Here is a 15,496-nt window from a genome sequence, read left to right on the forward strand (position 1 = left end):
GTGTTCTCCGATCACTTGGCGGTCCGTGCCGCGTTCCGTGCGGCCACTCCATCCGCCGCGGACGGCCGGGGCAACGCCGACTAACAGGCGGGGTCACGGCGCGGGGGCGACCGCCCAGGTGGGCTTCGCCGCTGTTCACGACCGGCCCGCGAGGATGCGGAACGTGCTGCACCAGCCCACCGTCGAGGTCACCGACGACGCGTCGGTCCGTCGCCGACCGCGCGCCGTCGCCATCGGCGTGTTCGACGGTGTCCACATCGGACATGCGCAGGTGATCGCGGGATGCGACACCGTGCTGACCTTCGACCCGCATCCGTTGCAGGTCCTGCGGCCCGACGACGTGCCCGCGCTGCTCACGACGGTGCCGACGAAGGTGGCGAGGCTCGCGGCGCTCGGAGTCCGCGAGGTGGTCGTCCTGCGGTTCGACGCGCGGTGGGCAGCAGTGGCGGCGCCGTCGTTCGTCGACGATCTCCTCGTCGGGAGGCTCGGTGCCCACACCGTGTCGGTCGGTGCGAACTTCCGCTTCGGTGCCGGCGGCGAGGGGAGCGGGCACGTCCTGCGACGGGACGGTCGGTTCCGGACGCGCGTCACGCCGCTGGTGAGATCGGCGGCGGGCGTGGTCTCGTCCAGCCGGATCCGGGCGTCGCTGTCGTCGGGCGACATCGGCGCGGTGACCCGGTTGCTCGGGCGACCGCATGCGCTCACCGGCCGGGGCGCCCCCGGTCGCTCGGTGGTCGTCGACACCGGGCTCGCGGTACCGCCGGCGGGCCGCTACCGGGTACTGGTGAACGACGTCCCGACGCACGCGGTGGTCGACGACCGCGGCCGGATCACCGTCGACGAGCAGCTGCGCGGGCGCGTCGAGCTGGTGCTCCGCTGCCGGGTGGACCGTTAGCCAGGGCGAAATCGAGGGTTGCACCGGCCCGTGCCCACCGCCGAAGCTGTGGACCGGCTCCGCGCTGAGGCGGCGCCACCACAGGGGGTGCGGGTCCGGTGGCAGTCGAGGAGCCCGTCGCACCGGTCCCACGCCGGGCGATCATCCGTCGCAAGATCACCCCGCCCGTGCTGGCCGGGAATCTCGTCGACCGCCCCCGGCTGTCCCGCAGGATCGCGGGTCTGGTCGCCCGCGGTGGCACGCTCACCGTCTACGCCGCGGCCGGATCGGGAAAGACGACCGCGGTGGCGGCCGCGCTGCAGACCCAGGACCGGCCGACCGCGTGGTTGTCGCTCGACGGCAGCGAGGCCGCCGCGGGCCGTCTGCTGCTCTATCTCGAGGCCGCCGTCGAGACGCACGCGTCCGACGCCCGAGGGGTGGCCACCGACGCGCTCGCGGCCCGCATCCCGGTGGGCGAGGCGGCCGGACTGCTCGCCGAGAGCCTGCACGGGTCCCGGCTCGTGCTCGTGTGCGACAACGCCGAGCGGGTGGCGGGCAGCGACGAGGCGCTCGCCGTGCTCTCCGCGCTCGCCCGGTACGCGCCGGCGGACGTGACCATCGTGCTGATCTCGCGAACCCTTCTCCCGCTGGATCTCGGCTCCACCAGCGAGCTGGCGCGAGTGTCGTCGCTGACCGGTGCCGCCCTCGCCTTCGACCTCGACGAGGTGATCGCGGCGCTGGAGGCGACCGGACGCGAACCGGACTCCGCCGCGGACACCCTCCGGCTCACCGGCGGGTGGGTCGCGGGCGTGCTGTTCAGCGAGGGCACGGCTGCCGGCGCCGCGCCCGACCACATGCGCAACTACCTCACGGCACACGTCCTCGCCGAGCTCCCCGAGCTCGAGCGGCGGTTCCTCGTCCGGACCAGCCTGCTCGACGAGGTGACCGTCGATGCCGCGCACGCGCTCGGGCTCACCGACGCCGCGCAGGCACTCGCGCGGTTGCGCGACCGGCACCTGCCCGTCACCTGGACCGCCGACCGCGCGATGATCGTGAGCCCGCAGCTGCGCGACCACCTCCGCGAGATGCTCTCGCACGAGGACGCCGCCGAGCTCCACGAGCTTCGGCTGCGCCACGCCCGGCTCCTCCTGCACCGCGGTGAGCGGGAGGAAGGTGTGCACGCCCTGCTCCAGATCGGCGCCGTCGACGACGCCTGGGCCGAGGCCGCGGAGCTGCTCCCGGGCCTGGTCGAGCGGATGGACTTCCGGCCGGCAGCACGCTGGCTGGACCTGCTCGGCGCATCCAGCCGCTCGCCGACCCCGGCGATCGGCGCGATCGTCCTGCGCGTGGCGTTCGCGCTCGAACAACCCGGCCGGGCCGTCGAGCTGCTCGACCGCCACGGCTGGGGATGGGTGAGCGCGGCGGCCGCGAGCGACCAGCCGGCCAAGGACGAGGCGCTGGTCCTGCTGACGTGGTGTCTCTGGCACGCGGGTCGGCTCGACGACGCGGTCCGCGTCGGCCGGTGCCTGCCGCCGGGCAGGGCCCGTGACGTCGCCGACACGGTGCTCTCCCTGAGCCTCGACCGGCCGCCGCCGCCCTTTCCGGCGTTCGCCACCACGCCGTCGGGCCCGCTGGACAGCCTGCTGATGCGGCTCGCGTACATCCGGGGCCGGCTCGACGGTCTCGACTCGCCGGGGGTCCACGGGCCGTGGCGGAGCGTGCTCGGCGCGCCCTGGGTGATCGCCGGGCTGCGCGCGACGGGGCGGATCCAACAGGCCATGACGCTCTACGAGGCACACCGTCAGCAGCCGCAGCCGCAGCCGCTGTGGCTGCACGCGCTCGACGCCGCGGAGCTGATGCTCGACCTGGGACGCGGTGCCGACGCGTGGGACGCGCTGCAGCGCGGCCGGGAACAGGCCGCCGCCACGGGCTCCGAGATCTACGCGACCCTGGTCCTGCTGATGGAGGCCAAGCTGTGCCTGCGTCTGCACGGGGACCACGAGGCGGCCGTCCGGGCCCTCGACGAGGCCGAGGCCCGGGGCGCCGAGCGGCACGGGTTCACCCGGGAGCTCGCCCGGCTGTGGCGCGGACTCGCGCTCCTGCTCCAGGAGCGGTACGCGGCGGCAGCCGATCTCCTCACCCGGGCCCTGGAGAGCATGCAGCGCAGCGACCGGTTGCTCGACGTCCCGACCGCCGCCTGCTACCTCGCCGAGGCGCGCTGGCACCTGGGCCAGGAGGACGCGTCGGACGCGGCCGCAGAGCTGGCGATCGCCGTGGCCGAGGAGCGCGGGTCGATGCACCTGCTGCTCACGGCACTGGCCGACGTGCCCGCCGTCGCCGTCCGAGGCGCCGACACCCAGCCGAGCCGCACGTCGCGCTGGCACGACCTCACCGCACGGCTCACCGGAGGACGGCAGCTCACCGTCACCGGACGCGCACCCCGGCTGGTACTCGACGAGTTCGGTGCTCCGGAGCTGCGGCTCGACGGGGTGGCCGTCGTCCCGCGCCTGCGCAAGAGCGTCGAGCTGCTGGCCTACCTGCTGGCCGGCGACGACCGGGTCGCCGGCCGGAAGGAGCTCCTCGACGCGTTGTTCGAGTCCCGCAACGAAGCGGCCGGTCGCAGCTACCTCCGCCAGGCGCTCTACCGGCTGCGCGAGGTCCTCCCCGACGAGGTCGTGCCGGTTCTCGACGGCGACCGCTTCCGGCTCGCCGGACCCGAGCTCGTGACCAGCGCCGCCGCGGAGACGGTCGCGAGCCTCGCCCAGGCCGACCACCAGGACGGCGAGACCCGCCTCGCGACCCTGGCGCAGGCGATCGAGCGCGCCGAGCGCGGCCCGTACCTCGACGGCTTCCCCGGGGCGTGGGCCGAGACACGACGCGCCGAGATCGGCGCGCGCATCCGGGCCGCGCGGCTCGACCTGGCGCGGGTGGCGTTCCGGCTGGGCCGCTACCGCGACGCGGTGGCCAACACCGACGCCGTGCTGCGCGTCGATCCCTACAGCGAGCAGGCGTGGATGCTGCGGATCTCGGTGGCGCAGGCCGGCGGCCAGGACGACCAGGTGCTGTCGCTCTACCGCCGCTACGTCGTGGCGATGCGCGAGCTGTCGGTGCCGCCGTCGGCGGAGATCCGCCGGCTGGTCACCCGGCTGCGGGCCTGACGTCGCGAGCCGGATTTCCCGAGCACTAACGACGCGGATGGCACCGTCGTGGGACGACGTTCGAGCTCCCACGGAGGTAGCGATGACCCTTCCTGCAACCACGGTGGACCCGCGGCCGTCGGCGCCCCACTTCCGGCAGGCGATCTCCCACTTCAGCACCGGGGTCGCGGTCGTCACCACCCGGACGTCGACGGGGCCCGCCGGGATGACGGCCAGTGCCGTCGCGTCGTTGTCCCTGGATCCGGTGCAGCTCCTCGTGTGCATCGGGACCACCCTCCCGACCCGGAGCGCGATCGAGGAGTCGGGCCGCTTCGCGGTGAACGTCCTCGGTGAGGGCCAGGAGCATCTCGCGCGGCGCTTCGCGACACGTCGCGACGACAAGTTCGCCGGCGTCGCACTGCGCACCGACGACGACGTCCCGGTCCTCGCCGACGCGATCGCGCACTTCGTGTGCTCGGTGGGGTCGGCACTGCCCGGGGGTGACCACACGATCGTCATCGGTGACGTGCTGACCTGTGAGTTCCGGGCGGGGACGAGCCCGCTGGTCTACTTCGCGAGCACGTTCGGCGGTCTGTGCGACCCGCAGGGCCACGCGCGCGAGGCCTTCCACTGGCAGCTCGCGTCGGCGATGTAGGCGCGGCCGGGAGACCCCTGACGTGAGCGGCAGCCACCGGACGGCCGTCGTCCGCACCCGCCTGCGCCCGCCGGTCGCGCCACGCCATGCGCTGCACCGCGCCGGGCTGCTGGCCGTCCTCGACGCGGGCGAACAGGTCACGCTCGTGGCGGCGCCACGCGGGTCGGGCAAGACGGTGCTGCTCGCGCAGTGGGCGGCAGGCCGGGACCGCACCGCGTGGATCACCTTCAGCCGCCACGACGACTCCGCGCCCGCGGTGTGGCGCGCGCTGCTCGAGGCCCTGCGACCGTTCTGCGGCCTCGACGGGTCGGACCCGTTGCCGGCGGGGACCAGGTCGGTCGTCTTCGGTGAGGTCCTGCCCGACGTCGTGAACGCGCTGCACGCCGCGCGCGGCCTGACCCTCGTCCTGGACGGGCTCGACGTCGTCGACGACCCGCTGACCAGGCAGTCGCTGTACGAGTTCGTGGAGCGGCTCCCACCGCACGTCCGCGTCGTCCTCGCCACCGCGCGCCCGCCGGGCGGGCCCGTCGCGATGGTGCGCGCGGCGGGTCGGCTCACCGAGATCACCGAGGACGACCTCCGCCTCGACCCGCCCGACACCGCGGAGCTGCTGTCGGCCGTCGCGGGCTTCCCGATCGCGCCCTCGGTGGTGGACGACGTGCGGACCCGGTTCGACGGCTGGGCCACCGGAGTCCGGCTCGCCGGCGTCGCGCTGCGCGGCGTCGGCGGGTGCGGACCGCTGCCGGCGTCCCTGACGGAGGTGGAGGAGTACTTCTCCGCCGAGCTCCTGGAGCGTGTCACGTCCGCGCAGCGCCGGCTGCTGCTCCACTGCGGCGTGCTGGACGAGGTGACCCCGGACGGTGCCGAGGCACTGACCGGTTCACCCGGAGCCGGCGAGGAGCTCCGCGCGCTGGCGGCCTCGACCCTGTTCCTCCGGCGCACACCGCGCGGCTTCCGGATCCATCCCGCCCTCCGGCCCGTGCTGCACGACGTGCTCGTCCGCGAGGAGCCCGGCATGCTCCCGGTGCTCGCCGAGCGCGCGCACCGGGCGGCCGTCCGGGACGATGCCGGACCGGTACTGGTAGCCGGCGAACCGCTGTCGCCGCGGGAGCTGGCCGTGCTGCGCGCCCTCGCCGGTCCGCTCACCCTGCGCGAGATCGCCGCCGAGATGCACCTGTCCCACAACACGGTCAAGACACACGTGCGGTCGGTGTTCCGCAAGCTCCGCGTGCACGAACGTCGTGCGGCGGTCGTCGCCGGGCGGGAGCGGGGCGAGCCGGCCCGTCGTGGGCTCCCGGGCGGGCGGGAGCCCACGGCCGGGGGTCAGCTCGCGACGGCGCGAGCGTCCTGGCGTCGCGCGTAGGCGGCCTGCTCCGAGTACGCGGTGTCCCCGGTCGGCTCGGGCGGGGCGATCCCGCAGACCTTCCGGGCGAGGTCGGTCAGCGGTCCGGACGGCGCCATCTCCGCTCGATGCATCGTCAGCATGCGCACCGCCAGCAGCGGCGTGCCGTTGAAGTTCTCGAAGACGCCGATCCGGTCGCCCCAGTCGGAGAGGAACATGTCGCGGATGACCCGGCTGATCCGCAACCGGTCATGGGGGCGTCCCACCGGTCCGGTCTGCAGGGGCTCGAGCCACTTGCGCAGCTCCGGCCGTTCCCACTGCTTCTCCGTCGGGAAGATCAACGCGGAGCGGCCCGCGAGGTCGACGACCTCGTTCACCATCCGCGGCACGTGCTCGAGGTAGTGCGCCCGTCCGAAGTCGAACAGCAGCACGTCGGGCTTGTACAGCCCGCCCGGCGTGGTGAACCCCTCCTCCTCGCAGGCGATCACGTGCGCCCGCATCGTCTGATGGAACCCGACGAGCTGCGCGAGCCTCGTCTGCACCGGTGGCAGCTGGTAGGTCCCGATGTGCTCGGTGATCAGCATCGCCAGTCCGACCATCAGCTCGGCGCGGACGGCCTGCCGGATCAGTGCCTGGTAGTGCAGCCAGTCGAAGACCCGCTGCGGGTACAGCGCGGCGTGCGAGGGGTTGCCGACGTGGAACACGCGCTCCCACGGGATGAACACGTCGTCGAACAGCATCACGGCGTCGAGCTCGTCGCCGCGGGACGCGAGCGGATGCTCGTCGGTCCGGCCCTCCTTCACCGTGCTCTCGCGGCACACCAGGGTCACACCGCGTTCGTTGACCGGCACGGCCGCGTACACGATCTGCTCGCTCACGATCCCGGGGCGGAAGAACACCCCGATGTGGATGTAGTCGGCGAACGGCGTGCCGGTGCCGATCGCCTTCACACCCCGCACGACGATCCCGTCGTCGCGGGTCTCGACGACCCGCAGCGCCGGGGACTCGGCCTGCGCGGACTCGCGCGAGCGGTCGGTCTGCGGGTCGACGAACGCCGGGGCCGCGTTCAGGTCGCCGTCGCGGATGTGCTGCCAGAACGCGGTGATCCCGGCCGTCAGGTCCCGCCCGCCCGTGCCGACGGACTGCTCGCTCCACGGCGACGGGTCGTCCATGTAGGTCAGGAACACGTAGTTGTTGACATCAGGGGTCCGTGGCGCCGCGCCGGCGTCGAGCTCGCGGATCACCGTCTCGAGGTAGCGGCGCTTGCGGCGCAGCTCCTCCTTGTCGCGGTGCCGGAACCACATCATCGAGCGGCGTTCGCCGTCGTCGTCGACGAAGGTCATGACGTCGCGCAGGTCGGCGCGATGATGCAGGTCGTAGAACTCGGCGATGCGCCGGGCGTAGTCCCGGGTCTTCGGGTGCGTCGCGACGTTGTCGACCAGCTCGTCGCCGACCCAGACGACGCGGCCGTCGTCGAGCGCCTCGAGATACTGCTTGCCTGTCCGCAGCACGACCAATCCCTTCGCTTCCGCGGCGCCGCCCCGATGGGGCACCGACCTGCGGAGGGTCCCGCCCGCCGGGGTGACCCCGGCGTGCTCACCCCGGGTGACATCGCGGGTTCCGTCGATTTCCCTCCGGGTCACAGCCGGTCCCTACGCTCGTCGGCATGCTCGACACGGACGAGAAGACGATCACCGAGGCAGTGCTGCGGGCCGGGACCCACGGGTCCGACCAGCGGTTCAGGACCGTGCTCGACGCAGTGGTCCGGCACCTGCACGAGTTGGTGCGCGAGGTCTCGTTGACCGAGTCCGAGTGGGCCGCGGCGATCGGCTTCCTCACCAGGACAGGACAGCTCTGCACGCCGGAGCGGCAGGAGTTCATCCTGCTCTCCGACGTCCTGGGCGTCACCATGCTGGTCGACGCCGTGGCCCATCGGCGCAGCCGGACCGCGACGGAGAACAGCGTCCTCGGTCCCTTCTACCGGTCGAACCGTCCCTCGTTCGACGACGGCGCCGACATCTCCGCCGGACTTCCCGGAACACCGCTGTCGGTGCACCTGACGGTCGTCGACACCGACGGCGTGCCCGTCCCGGGTGCTGCCGTCGACGTGTGGCACGCCGACGGGGACGGACACTACGACTCCGACATCCCGGGCATCGAGGGCGCCGCGATGCGCGGCCTGTTCCACACCTCGGCGGAGGGGCGGGCGTCGTTCTCGACGATCAGCCCGGCGCCGTACCCCATCCCGGACGACGGGCCGGTGGGCGCGCTGATGCGCGCCAGCGGGCGGTCGGTGATGCGGCCGGGACACCTCCACGTCCGGATCGGGGCTCCCGGATTCGCACCGCTGACGACCATGCTCTTCCGCGAGGACGACCCGTACCTCGACAGCGACCCCGTGTTCGGGGTGAAGGCCTCGCTCCTGACCCGTTACGAGTCGGACGGTGACGGCGAGACCCTGCGCCACACGTTCGTGCTCGACCGCGAGTGACCGCCCGCTCTCACGAGGAGAGAGCGGACATCTCCGTCCTGCGATGTCGCCGACGGCGTCACGGCCCTCTGGTGGCTCGTGGGGGAGGGACGATCAGAACGTCCGCGCCGACCGGCGCCACGGGTCGTCGACCCGACGGACACCGCGGGCTCCCCACGCGTCGCGACGGTCCGGGTCACAGGCGCGCCCGGCGTCCAGGCCGGTCACCTGCCCGCACACCGAGGCGACGGGCACGGCCGGAGCCGACGGGTCCTCGGTGAGGAGCAGGGTCCGTCGACCCCGTTCCTCGGCGAGCACCGCCGTGAGCTCCGCTCGGGCGGCGGCGTCGAGGTAGCGGCCGGGTTCGTCGAGGACCACCAGTTCGGCGCGCGAGGCGAGAGCGGCGATCAGCTCGATCTTCTGTCGGTTCTCCGCCGAGTCCAGGTGTCCGGCGCGATCGGTGGCCGCGTCGAACCGCTCGATCAGTTCCGTGCGTCGCGTTCTGTCGCTGCCGCGCAGGAACGACATCGTGTCGAGGAGTTCGGCACCTGTCAGGTGGGACCAGCGGTAGACCTGCTGCGGCACATAGGCCACCCGCCGTTGCAGCTCGACGGCGTGCCGCCGGGGGTCCGTGGCGAGCACCCGCGCCGAGCCACGGTCCGGGCGGAGCCGCCCCGCGAGGATCTGCAGCGCGGTCGTCTTGCCCGACCCCGCGGGTCCGACGAGTCCGTGCGCCTCGCCGCGCCGGACCCGGATGGTGAGGTGGTCGAGCGCGGTGACGGGCCCGAACCGCTTGACCACGTCGCGGAGGTTGACGGCGAGGTCCAGACCGTCGTCGAGAACGGGCATCGTCGGGCGGGGGGCACTGCTCATGACCACCGACGGTATGCGGCGGCCGTGCCGGACTCATGGGCCGAAGGTCCATCGAATGTAGGGAAGGAAGGCACGCCCACCTGCCCACGTCGACGAAGGCGGGTGACCTTCGGCCCTGGGCGGGCCCGCGGGCCGGTCGGACCCTCGTGGGAGGAGGAGCCGATGTCCATGACCGAGCCGGTTGCGCCCGCGGACGCGGTCGTCCTCGCGGTGCAGACGGGCTCGCAGGTGCCACTGCAGATGGGTGTCGTGCTGGAGCTCGAGGGCCGGCCGGACGCCCGGCAGCTGGCCGACCTCCTCGTGTTGCGGGCGCGCGCCCAGCCGCGGCTGTGCCGGGCGGTGCTCCGGCAGCCGTTGCGGCGGTTGCGCTGGCGGCACGTCGGTGATCTCGGCGGCCGGGTGTCGGTCGTCGACGCGGGGCCCGGCGAGAGCCTCCTCGACCGGGCCACCCGCGCGGTGCTGGCGCCGCTGCCCGCGGACCGTCCCATGTGGCGGGCCCTCGTCGTGCGGGGCCGGCCGTGCGCGGTGGTCCTGGTGCTCAACCACGCCGTCGCCGACGGTCTGACCGGCATGGACGTCCTCGGGGGGCTCCTCGACCGGCCGTCGGCGGCCACCGACGTGTCCGGGCCGCCGGCGCCGCGTGGGCCGCGGGCGCCGGTCACCGGCGGGCCGCGGGCGACGGCCACGCGCGGGCCGCGGGCACTGCTGGCCGCGCTGCGGGCGAGCGGAGGATTACATCCGCATCGGGCCGAGCCGTGCTCGCTGGTGGCGCCGACCGGGCCGCGGCGGCGCAGTGTCGTCGTCGACGTGGAACTCGCCACCGTGCGCGCCGCCGCCCACACGGCGGGCGGGAGCGTCAACGACGCTCTGCTCGCCGTGGTCGCCGGTGCGCTCGAGGAGCTGCTGGCCGGACGCGGCGAGCGGATCGCGACGCTGTCGGTCGGTGTGCCGATGGCGACCCGGGCCACGGGCGGGGACGCCGGGAACGCCAACGCCCCGCTGCTCGTGGACATCCCGTGCGGCCTCGGGCCGGCCGAGCGGATCAGGGCCGTCGCGGCGGCGGTCGCGGTCCGGCGGGCATCGGCCCCGCCGGCCGCGCCGCTCACGCTGCTGCGGCCGGTGATGCCGCTGGTCGCGCGGCTGGGCCTCTTCCGCCACTACCTGCGACGGCAGCGGCGGTTGCACACGATCGTGAGCCTGGTCCGGGGCCCGGCCGGACCGCTCACGCTCGGCGGGGTCCCGGTGACCCGGATGGTCCCGCTCGCACTGGGCGACCAGGGATCGATCACGGTCACCGTCGTCGCGCTGGCCGCCATGGGACGGCTCGTCGTGACGATCCACGCCGACCCCGTCCGGGTGCCGGAACTCGACCGGGTGGCCGCAGGGGTCCGCGCCGGGTTCCTCGCGCTCACGGGGGACTCGGTGAACCGCGCCCGCACCTAGCGACGGCCGGGCGGCCCCGCTGCCGACCCGGAGGCGTCATGAGCTCGACCGGACGCGCTGCCGGGCGGTGGCCCCGCGCGGCGTGGCCGGGTCCGGCACGCCGATGACGGGGCACCGGACCGTGGCGACCAGGTCGCCCGCGAGGACCGCCGCGCCCGCGCCGTGCACCGAGCAGCCGACGACCAGCAGCTCGGCGTCGATGCCGAGGGCGATCAGCAGCGGTACCGGGTCGCCGCGGACGGTCAGCAACCGGAACCGCCGATCGGCGTCGTCGGCACCCCACCGCGCGAGGGCCTGGCGGAGGTCGCGGCATGCGTGCGTCAGATCGCGCTGCCATCTCGCCAGGACGTCCGGCAGGGCATCGCCGGAATCGGCGTCCGGACCGCCCCGCACCCGGACCGCCACGAGCTCCGCGTCGCGCGCGAGCGCCTCGTGGACGGCCAGGTCGAGGACGGACGGCGCGGTCCGGGGGGCCACCGCGACGATCACGCGGCCGAGCGGGGGCACTGTGGGCGGGACCGTCGCGACCGGGCAGACCGCGGCACCGACGACCCGCGGACCCACCGCCGCGGAGACGACCATGAGCTCGGCCCCGGCGCTGACGCGCCTCAGGTCGGCTCCGAGCGGGTCGGCCACCCGGCGGGTCGCCACCGGGGCGCCGGGGGCCGAGGCGCGCAGCAGCTGCGTCACGCGGGTCCTGGCGACGTCGTTCCCGGTCCCCACCACCTGCAGCGGCGCGCGCAGGCGCTCCGCCTCCGCCGCGGCCCACCTGGACGGGACCAGGTCGTCGGCGGCGAGGACGACCGGACGGCCGCTCACGGCCGGGCCCGTCCAGGCCGGGTCTGCCGAGCAGGCCGGGCGCAACGGCCGCGCGACCGGCGGCCGCGCCGACGTCGCGCCACGTCCTCGTGCCGGACGACGCGGCGCCGCCGATCGGCGCGGGCAGGTGGCGTCGGCAGGACCGGCGCGGTGCTGGTCATCGCGTCAGCGTGCGCGCCGGGACCACCCCGTCGACAGAGGCCGGTGGCCCGGTACGGCCCCGCCGAACGGCCGTGTCCGCCGAACCGATCGGCCCTGGTCGCACCTGCGCCGCACGTCGAGCCTGGTCGGGAGACAACGGGTGCGCGACGAGACGGAGAAGGCGGGCGGACGTGGACGACGTGCAGACGGACGCCGTGACGGGAGTCGTCCTCACGGCGGCGGACGTGATGAGTTCGCCGGTGGTGACGGTGCGCGCGGACACCCCGATCGCCCCTGCGGCAGCGCTCCTGGCCTCCCACGGGTTCACGGCGGCGCCGGTCCTCGGTCGGGACGGGAACGTGGTCGGGATGGTGACCGAGGCGGACCTCGTGCGCGGCCGGTTCTCGTCGGATGCCGCGGAGGCGACGACCGCGGTGCTCGTCGACGACGTCATGACGCCCCCGCCCGCGGCCCTGTGTCCCGACGACGACCTCGCCGACGTCGCGGCGGCGATGGTGGCGTCGGACGTGCGGTCCGTCCCGATCATGGACGGCGCCGAACTCGTGGGTGTCGTGACGTGGCGCGACCTGCTCAGGGTGGTGGCCCGGCACGAGCGGACCCCCGAACAGGTGCGTCGACGCCGCGGCCTGCGGGCCTGACCGTGCTCACCGCGGCCCGGCCGCGCGCGGGCCGAAGGCCCTGCCGGCGACGGTTCCCCCGACGGGAGGAAACCGGTGCGGCCGGCCGTGTCGGGGCGGGCGCGATCGCGCGACACTGCCCACGACGACCGGGCGAGAGCGAGGTGAGGTGGGCGGCCGGGCGGTGCTCGCCTCTCCCTGCCGGGCGGTCATGGGTTCGTCGGTCCGACGACGGGAGGGCGATCCGGATGAGGGTGCAGGACGTCATGCGTCGCGCCGGGACCGTGGAGGCGGGCATGCCGATCCCGACCGCCTCGGCCATCCTCGCCGCGCGCGGCGACGAGGTCGCGCCGGTGGCGGACTCGTCCGGCCGGCTGGTCGGCGTGGTCACCCGCGGCGATCTGGCCGGCCCGGTGCTGCCGAACGGCTGGCAGCTCGAGCTCGATCCGGAGGCGGTCGTCGCGGCGGTGATGACGCACGGGCCCGTCGTGGTGCGGCCCGGCGACGACCTCGGCGCCGTGGTCTCGCTGATGCGCACCCGTGCGCTGCCGGCGGTCGCCGTCGGCGACGGGGCCCGGGTGGTCGGTGTGCTGTTGCTGGCGGATGCCGCGCGGGCCGTCGATCCGGTCGGGCGGTAGCACCGTCGGTCGGATCCCGGGAGGTCGCGACGGTCCCACCGGCCGGCCGGTCCCGGGCCTTCCGGCCCACCATCCGGGAGAAGGGAGCCTCTGCCGGATCGCCACGGCGCGCTGGATCCTCGAGCGCATGTCGAACTCTCACCAGCCGGTCCACATCAGCGGTCGTCTCGACCCGGGACTCTCGCGGTGGACGTGGCTCGTCAAATGGTTCCTGCTGATACCGCACCTGATCGTGTTGGCGGTGTTGTGGATCGCGTTGGTGGTGCTCTCGATCGTCGCGCTCGTGGCCGTCGTCGTGTCCGGCCGCTATCCGAGCGCGCTGTTCGGGTTCAACGCCGGGGTCCTGCGCTGGTCCTGGCGGGTGGCCTTCTACGGCTACGCGCTCGGCGGGACCGACCGGTACCCGCCGTTCACCCTGTCCGACGTGCCCGACTATCCGGCGCGCCTGGACATCGAGCGGCCCGAGCGGCTGTCCAGACCGAAGGCGCTGGTCAAGTGGTGGCTGCTGGCGATCCCGCACTATCTGGTGGTCGTCCTGCTCGTCGGCGCGGGCCGCTGGGAGGCGCCCGGGACGAACGTGACGACGGGCGTCTTCGGCCTCGGCCTGATCGGGGTGCTCGTCCTGATCGCGCTGGTGGCGCTGCTGTTCACCGGCCGGTACCCGGCGGGCATCTTCGACGCGGTCATGGGGATGAACCGATGGGTGCTTCGGGTGGCGGCCTATGCGTTGCTGATGACCGACGTGTACCCACCCTTCCGGCTCGACCAGGGTGGCGACGACCCTCCGGCGGTCGACGACGACCGCACGGGACGGCGGGTCGCGGCCGGCCCCGAGCGGCGCTCCGGCGGGCCGCTCACGCCGGCGGCCTCGTCCGCGCCGGGCGGGGCGACGATCGTCATGGATCCGCCCGTCGACGTCGTCGAGGTTCCCGACGACGTGCCGCCCGGCGCGCGCAGGCCGGTGTCCACGACGCCGGCCCCGCCGCCCTCGACCGCCCGGGCGCTGCTCCTCGTGCTCGGCTCCGTCGTCACGGCACTCGGCGTCCTCCTGGGGGGACTGGGGACCGCGGGCCTGGTCACCGACCGGGTCGCGCGCGACGGCGGAGGCTTCCTCGCCACCGGCGTCGGCACGGCGACGACAGCCGGCGTCGCACTGCGGACCGACCCGCTGCAGATCGACGCGGACCGGCCCGACACGCCGGCCCGGGTCTTCGGCGAGGTCGCGTTGCGGGCGACGTCGAACCGGGGAGGTGACGTGTTCGTCGGGATCGGTCCGACGGCCGACGTGTCGCGCTACCTCGCCGGGGCGGCGCAGGGTGTGTGGCGGACCGGCGCGTTCGACGGACGCGGGTTCGCGGCCGGGGTTGACCAGGTCGCGGGTAGCGCGTCGGTCGCACCGCCGGGCGAACAGCCGTTCTGGGTCGCGCGGGCGTCCGGGCCCGGGACGACGACGATGTCCTGGGCACCCGTGCCGGGTGACTGGACCGCGGTGGTGATGAACGCCGACGGCACGGCGCCCGTCTCGGCCGGCGTCCAGCTCGCGGCACGGGTACCGGTGCTGGGCCTGGCCTCGATGGCCGCCTTCTGGACGGGAGTGGGGCTGCTCGTGGTCGGCATCGCGGTCATCGTCGGCGCGGCGACCACCGGCCGGCGGAGGACCGTGGAGGTGGCCCGATGATGTGGGGCGGCTGGGGTGTCTCGCCTGCGGCGTGGGTCGTCGAGCTCGTCCTGCTCCTGCTGGCTGCCGGCGGTGGCGCCGCCGGGGCCGTGCTGCTCCTCGGCCGTCGGACCGGGACGTGGCCGGACGGCCCGGAGGGCGACCGCCCGCGCCGCATCCTCGACGAGCGGCTGGCCGCGGGGGAGATCGACGTCGAGGAGTACGAGCGGCTGCGCACCGCGCTGCGGAGCGGATCGCGACCCGCTCCCTGAACCGGTCGACGGGCCCGGGACACGTCCGGGGCGCCGTGTCACCAGGACACGGCGCCCCGGCGTCGTCAGGGCCGCAGCAGGTGCCGGACCGGTTCGGGTGCGTCGGGGCGCGGCGGCCGGTCAGCCCTCGTCGCCGAGTACGCGCCCGATGCGGATGCCGGCGAAGTCGACGGCGACGTCGCCGCGGTTGCGGTCGACCGAGCCGATGTGGACGCCGGCGAAGTCACGCACCTGGCCGTCCTCACCGGCGGTGCCGAGCCGGACGCCGCTGTCGTCGACGACGAACGCACCGGTCACGACGGCGTAGGCAGACGTGGACATGGCGGCTCTCCTTCGGGTCGGCCCGGTCGTCCGGGCGGTGCCGCACACGGTCCGCCGGTTCCGGATGGTCCGACCAGGGCCGGAGGGTGGCGGCGGCCGGGACCTCGGACTCTGCGCCGCCGCCCGCGGACCGACGGTGGTCCTCCCGGACGAGGCCGATCGACCCTGCCCGCGCCCCCGTCGGACGCCCGACGATCTCCCTGTCGGCGCGACGTC

Annotated in this window: 14 protein-coding genes; 10 read left to right on the plus strand and 4 right to left on the minus strand. The window is 74.6% G+C overall.

Annotated elements, in window-relative coordinates:
* Positions 1-154: 154 nt before the first annotated feature.
* From PSED_RS11535 to PSED_RS11550, 4 genes are all read left to right on the plus strand, one after another.
* The gene (locus PSED_RS11535; protein ID WP_041759532.1) at positions 155-895 is read left to right on the plus strand and encodes an FAD synthetase; all 741 of its coding nucleotides are present in this window, start codon (positions 155-157) and stop codon (positions 893-895) included.
* A gap of 98 nt (positions 896-993) precedes the next feature.
* Positions 994-4,032, plus strand: a complete 3,039-nt coding sequence (locus tag PSED_RS11540; protein WP_013674417.1) for an AfsR/SARP family transcriptional regulator — start codon at positions 994-996, stop codon at positions 4,030-4,032.
* Between the two features lie 82 nt (positions 4,033-4,114).
* On the plus strand, positions 4,115-4,666 hold the full coding sequence (locus PSED_RS11545) for a flavin reductase family protein (protein ID WP_013674418.1): 552 nt from the start codon (positions 4,115-4,117) through the stop codon (positions 4,664-4,666).
* A 22-nt stretch (positions 4,667-4,688) separates the two neighbouring features.
* Positions 4,689-6,029: a helix-turn-helix transcriptional regulator gene (locus tag PSED_RS11550; RefSeq protein ID WP_013674419.1), complete on the plus strand. Its 1,341-nt coding sequence runs from the start codon at positions 4,689-4,691 to the stop codon at positions 6,027-6,029.
* Here PSED_RS11550 and PSED_RS11555 read toward each other — a convergent pair.
* A complete protein-coding gene (locus PSED_RS11555; RefSeq protein ID WP_041759534.1) occupies positions 5,990-7,519 on the minus strand; it encodes a 4-hydroxyphenylacetate 3-hydroxylase family protein in 1,530 nt (509 codons plus the stop codon). The two genes, PSED_RS11550 and PSED_RS11555, sit on opposite strands and share 40 nt — an antisense overlap.
* Before the next feature lie 155 nt (positions 7,520-7,674).
* Here PSED_RS11555 and PSED_RS11560 point away from each other — a divergent pair, with 155 nt between their 5' ends.
* Complete coding sequence (locus PSED_RS11560) at positions 7,675-8,499, plus strand: dioxygenase family protein (RefSeq protein ID WP_013674421.1); 825 nt, start codon at positions 7,675-7,677, stop codon at positions 8,497-8,499.
* Positions 8,500-8,592: 93 nt separating this feature from the next.
* On the opposite strand, the gene PSED_RS11565 is transcribed toward PSED_RS11560, so the two are convergent.
* Positions 8,593-9,351, minus strand: a complete 759-nt coding sequence (locus tag PSED_RS11565; protein WP_013674422.1) for an ATP-binding cassette domain-containing protein — start codon at positions 9,349-9,351, stop codon at positions 8,593-8,595.
* Positions 9,352-9,519: 168 nt separating this feature from the next.
* On the opposite strand from PSED_RS11565, the gene PSED_RS11570 reads away from it, so the two are divergent.
* Positions 9,520-10,794 carry a wax ester/triacylglycerol synthase domain-containing protein gene (locus PSED_RS11570; RefSeq protein ID WP_158511307.1) on the plus strand — a complete coding sequence of 425 codons (1,275 nt, stop codon included), beginning with the start codon at positions 9,520-9,522 and terminating at the stop codon, positions 10,792-10,794.
* A 36-nt stretch (positions 10,795-10,830) separates the two neighbouring features.
* On the opposite strand, the gene PSED_RS11575 is transcribed toward PSED_RS11570, so the two are convergent.
* Complete coding sequence (locus PSED_RS11575) at positions 10,831-11,613, minus strand: universal stress protein (RefSeq protein WP_013674424.1); 783 nt, start codon at positions 11,611-11,613, stop codon at positions 10,831-10,833.
* Between the two features lie 332 nt (positions 11,614-11,945).
* On the opposite strand from PSED_RS11575, the gene PSED_RS11580 reads away from it, so the two are divergent.
* The 4 genes from PSED_RS11580 to PSED_RS11595 all read left to right on the plus strand — a co-directional run bounded on the left by PSED_RS11580 (position 11,946) and on the right by PSED_RS11595 (position 14,959).
* Entirely contained in the window at positions 11,946-12,413 is a 468-nt protein-coding gene (locus PSED_RS11580) for a CBS domain-containing protein (RefSeq protein WP_013674425.1), read from the plus strand.
* A 227-nt stretch (positions 12,414-12,640) separates the two neighbouring features.
* A complete protein-coding gene (locus PSED_RS11585; protein ID WP_049803372.1) occupies positions 12,641-13,030 on the plus strand; it encodes a CBS domain-containing protein in 390 nt (129 codons plus the stop codon).
* Between the two features lie 127 nt (positions 13,031-13,157).
* Positions 13,158-14,708: a DUF4389 domain-containing protein gene (locus tag PSED_RS11590; RefSeq protein ID WP_013674426.1), complete on the plus strand. Its 1,551-nt coding sequence runs from the start codon at positions 13,158-13,160 to the stop codon at positions 14,706-14,708.
* Entirely contained in the window at positions 14,705-14,959 is a 255-nt protein-coding gene (locus PSED_RS11595) for an SHOCT domain-containing protein (protein ID WP_013674427.1), read from the plus strand. The genes PSED_RS11590 and PSED_RS11595 overlap by 4 nt, the downstream gene beginning before the upstream one ends.
* Before the next feature lie 120 nt (positions 14,960-15,079).
* Here the strand turns inward: PSED_RS11595 and PSED_RS11600 are convergent, their stop codons facing one another.
* Positions 15,080-15,280 (minus strand): hypothetical protein, encoded by a 201-nt coding sequence (locus tag PSED_RS11600; protein WP_013674428.1) that lies wholly within the window; start codon positions 15,278-15,280, stop codon positions 15,080-15,082.
* Positions 15,281-15,496: the final 216 nt, after the last annotated feature.

The sequence above is a fragment of the Pseudonocardia benzenivorans CB1190 genome (assembly GCF_000196675.2).
Lineage (GTDB): Bacteria > Actinomycetota > Actinomycetes > Mycobacteriales > Pseudonocardiaceae > Pseudonocardia > Pseudonocardia benzenivorans.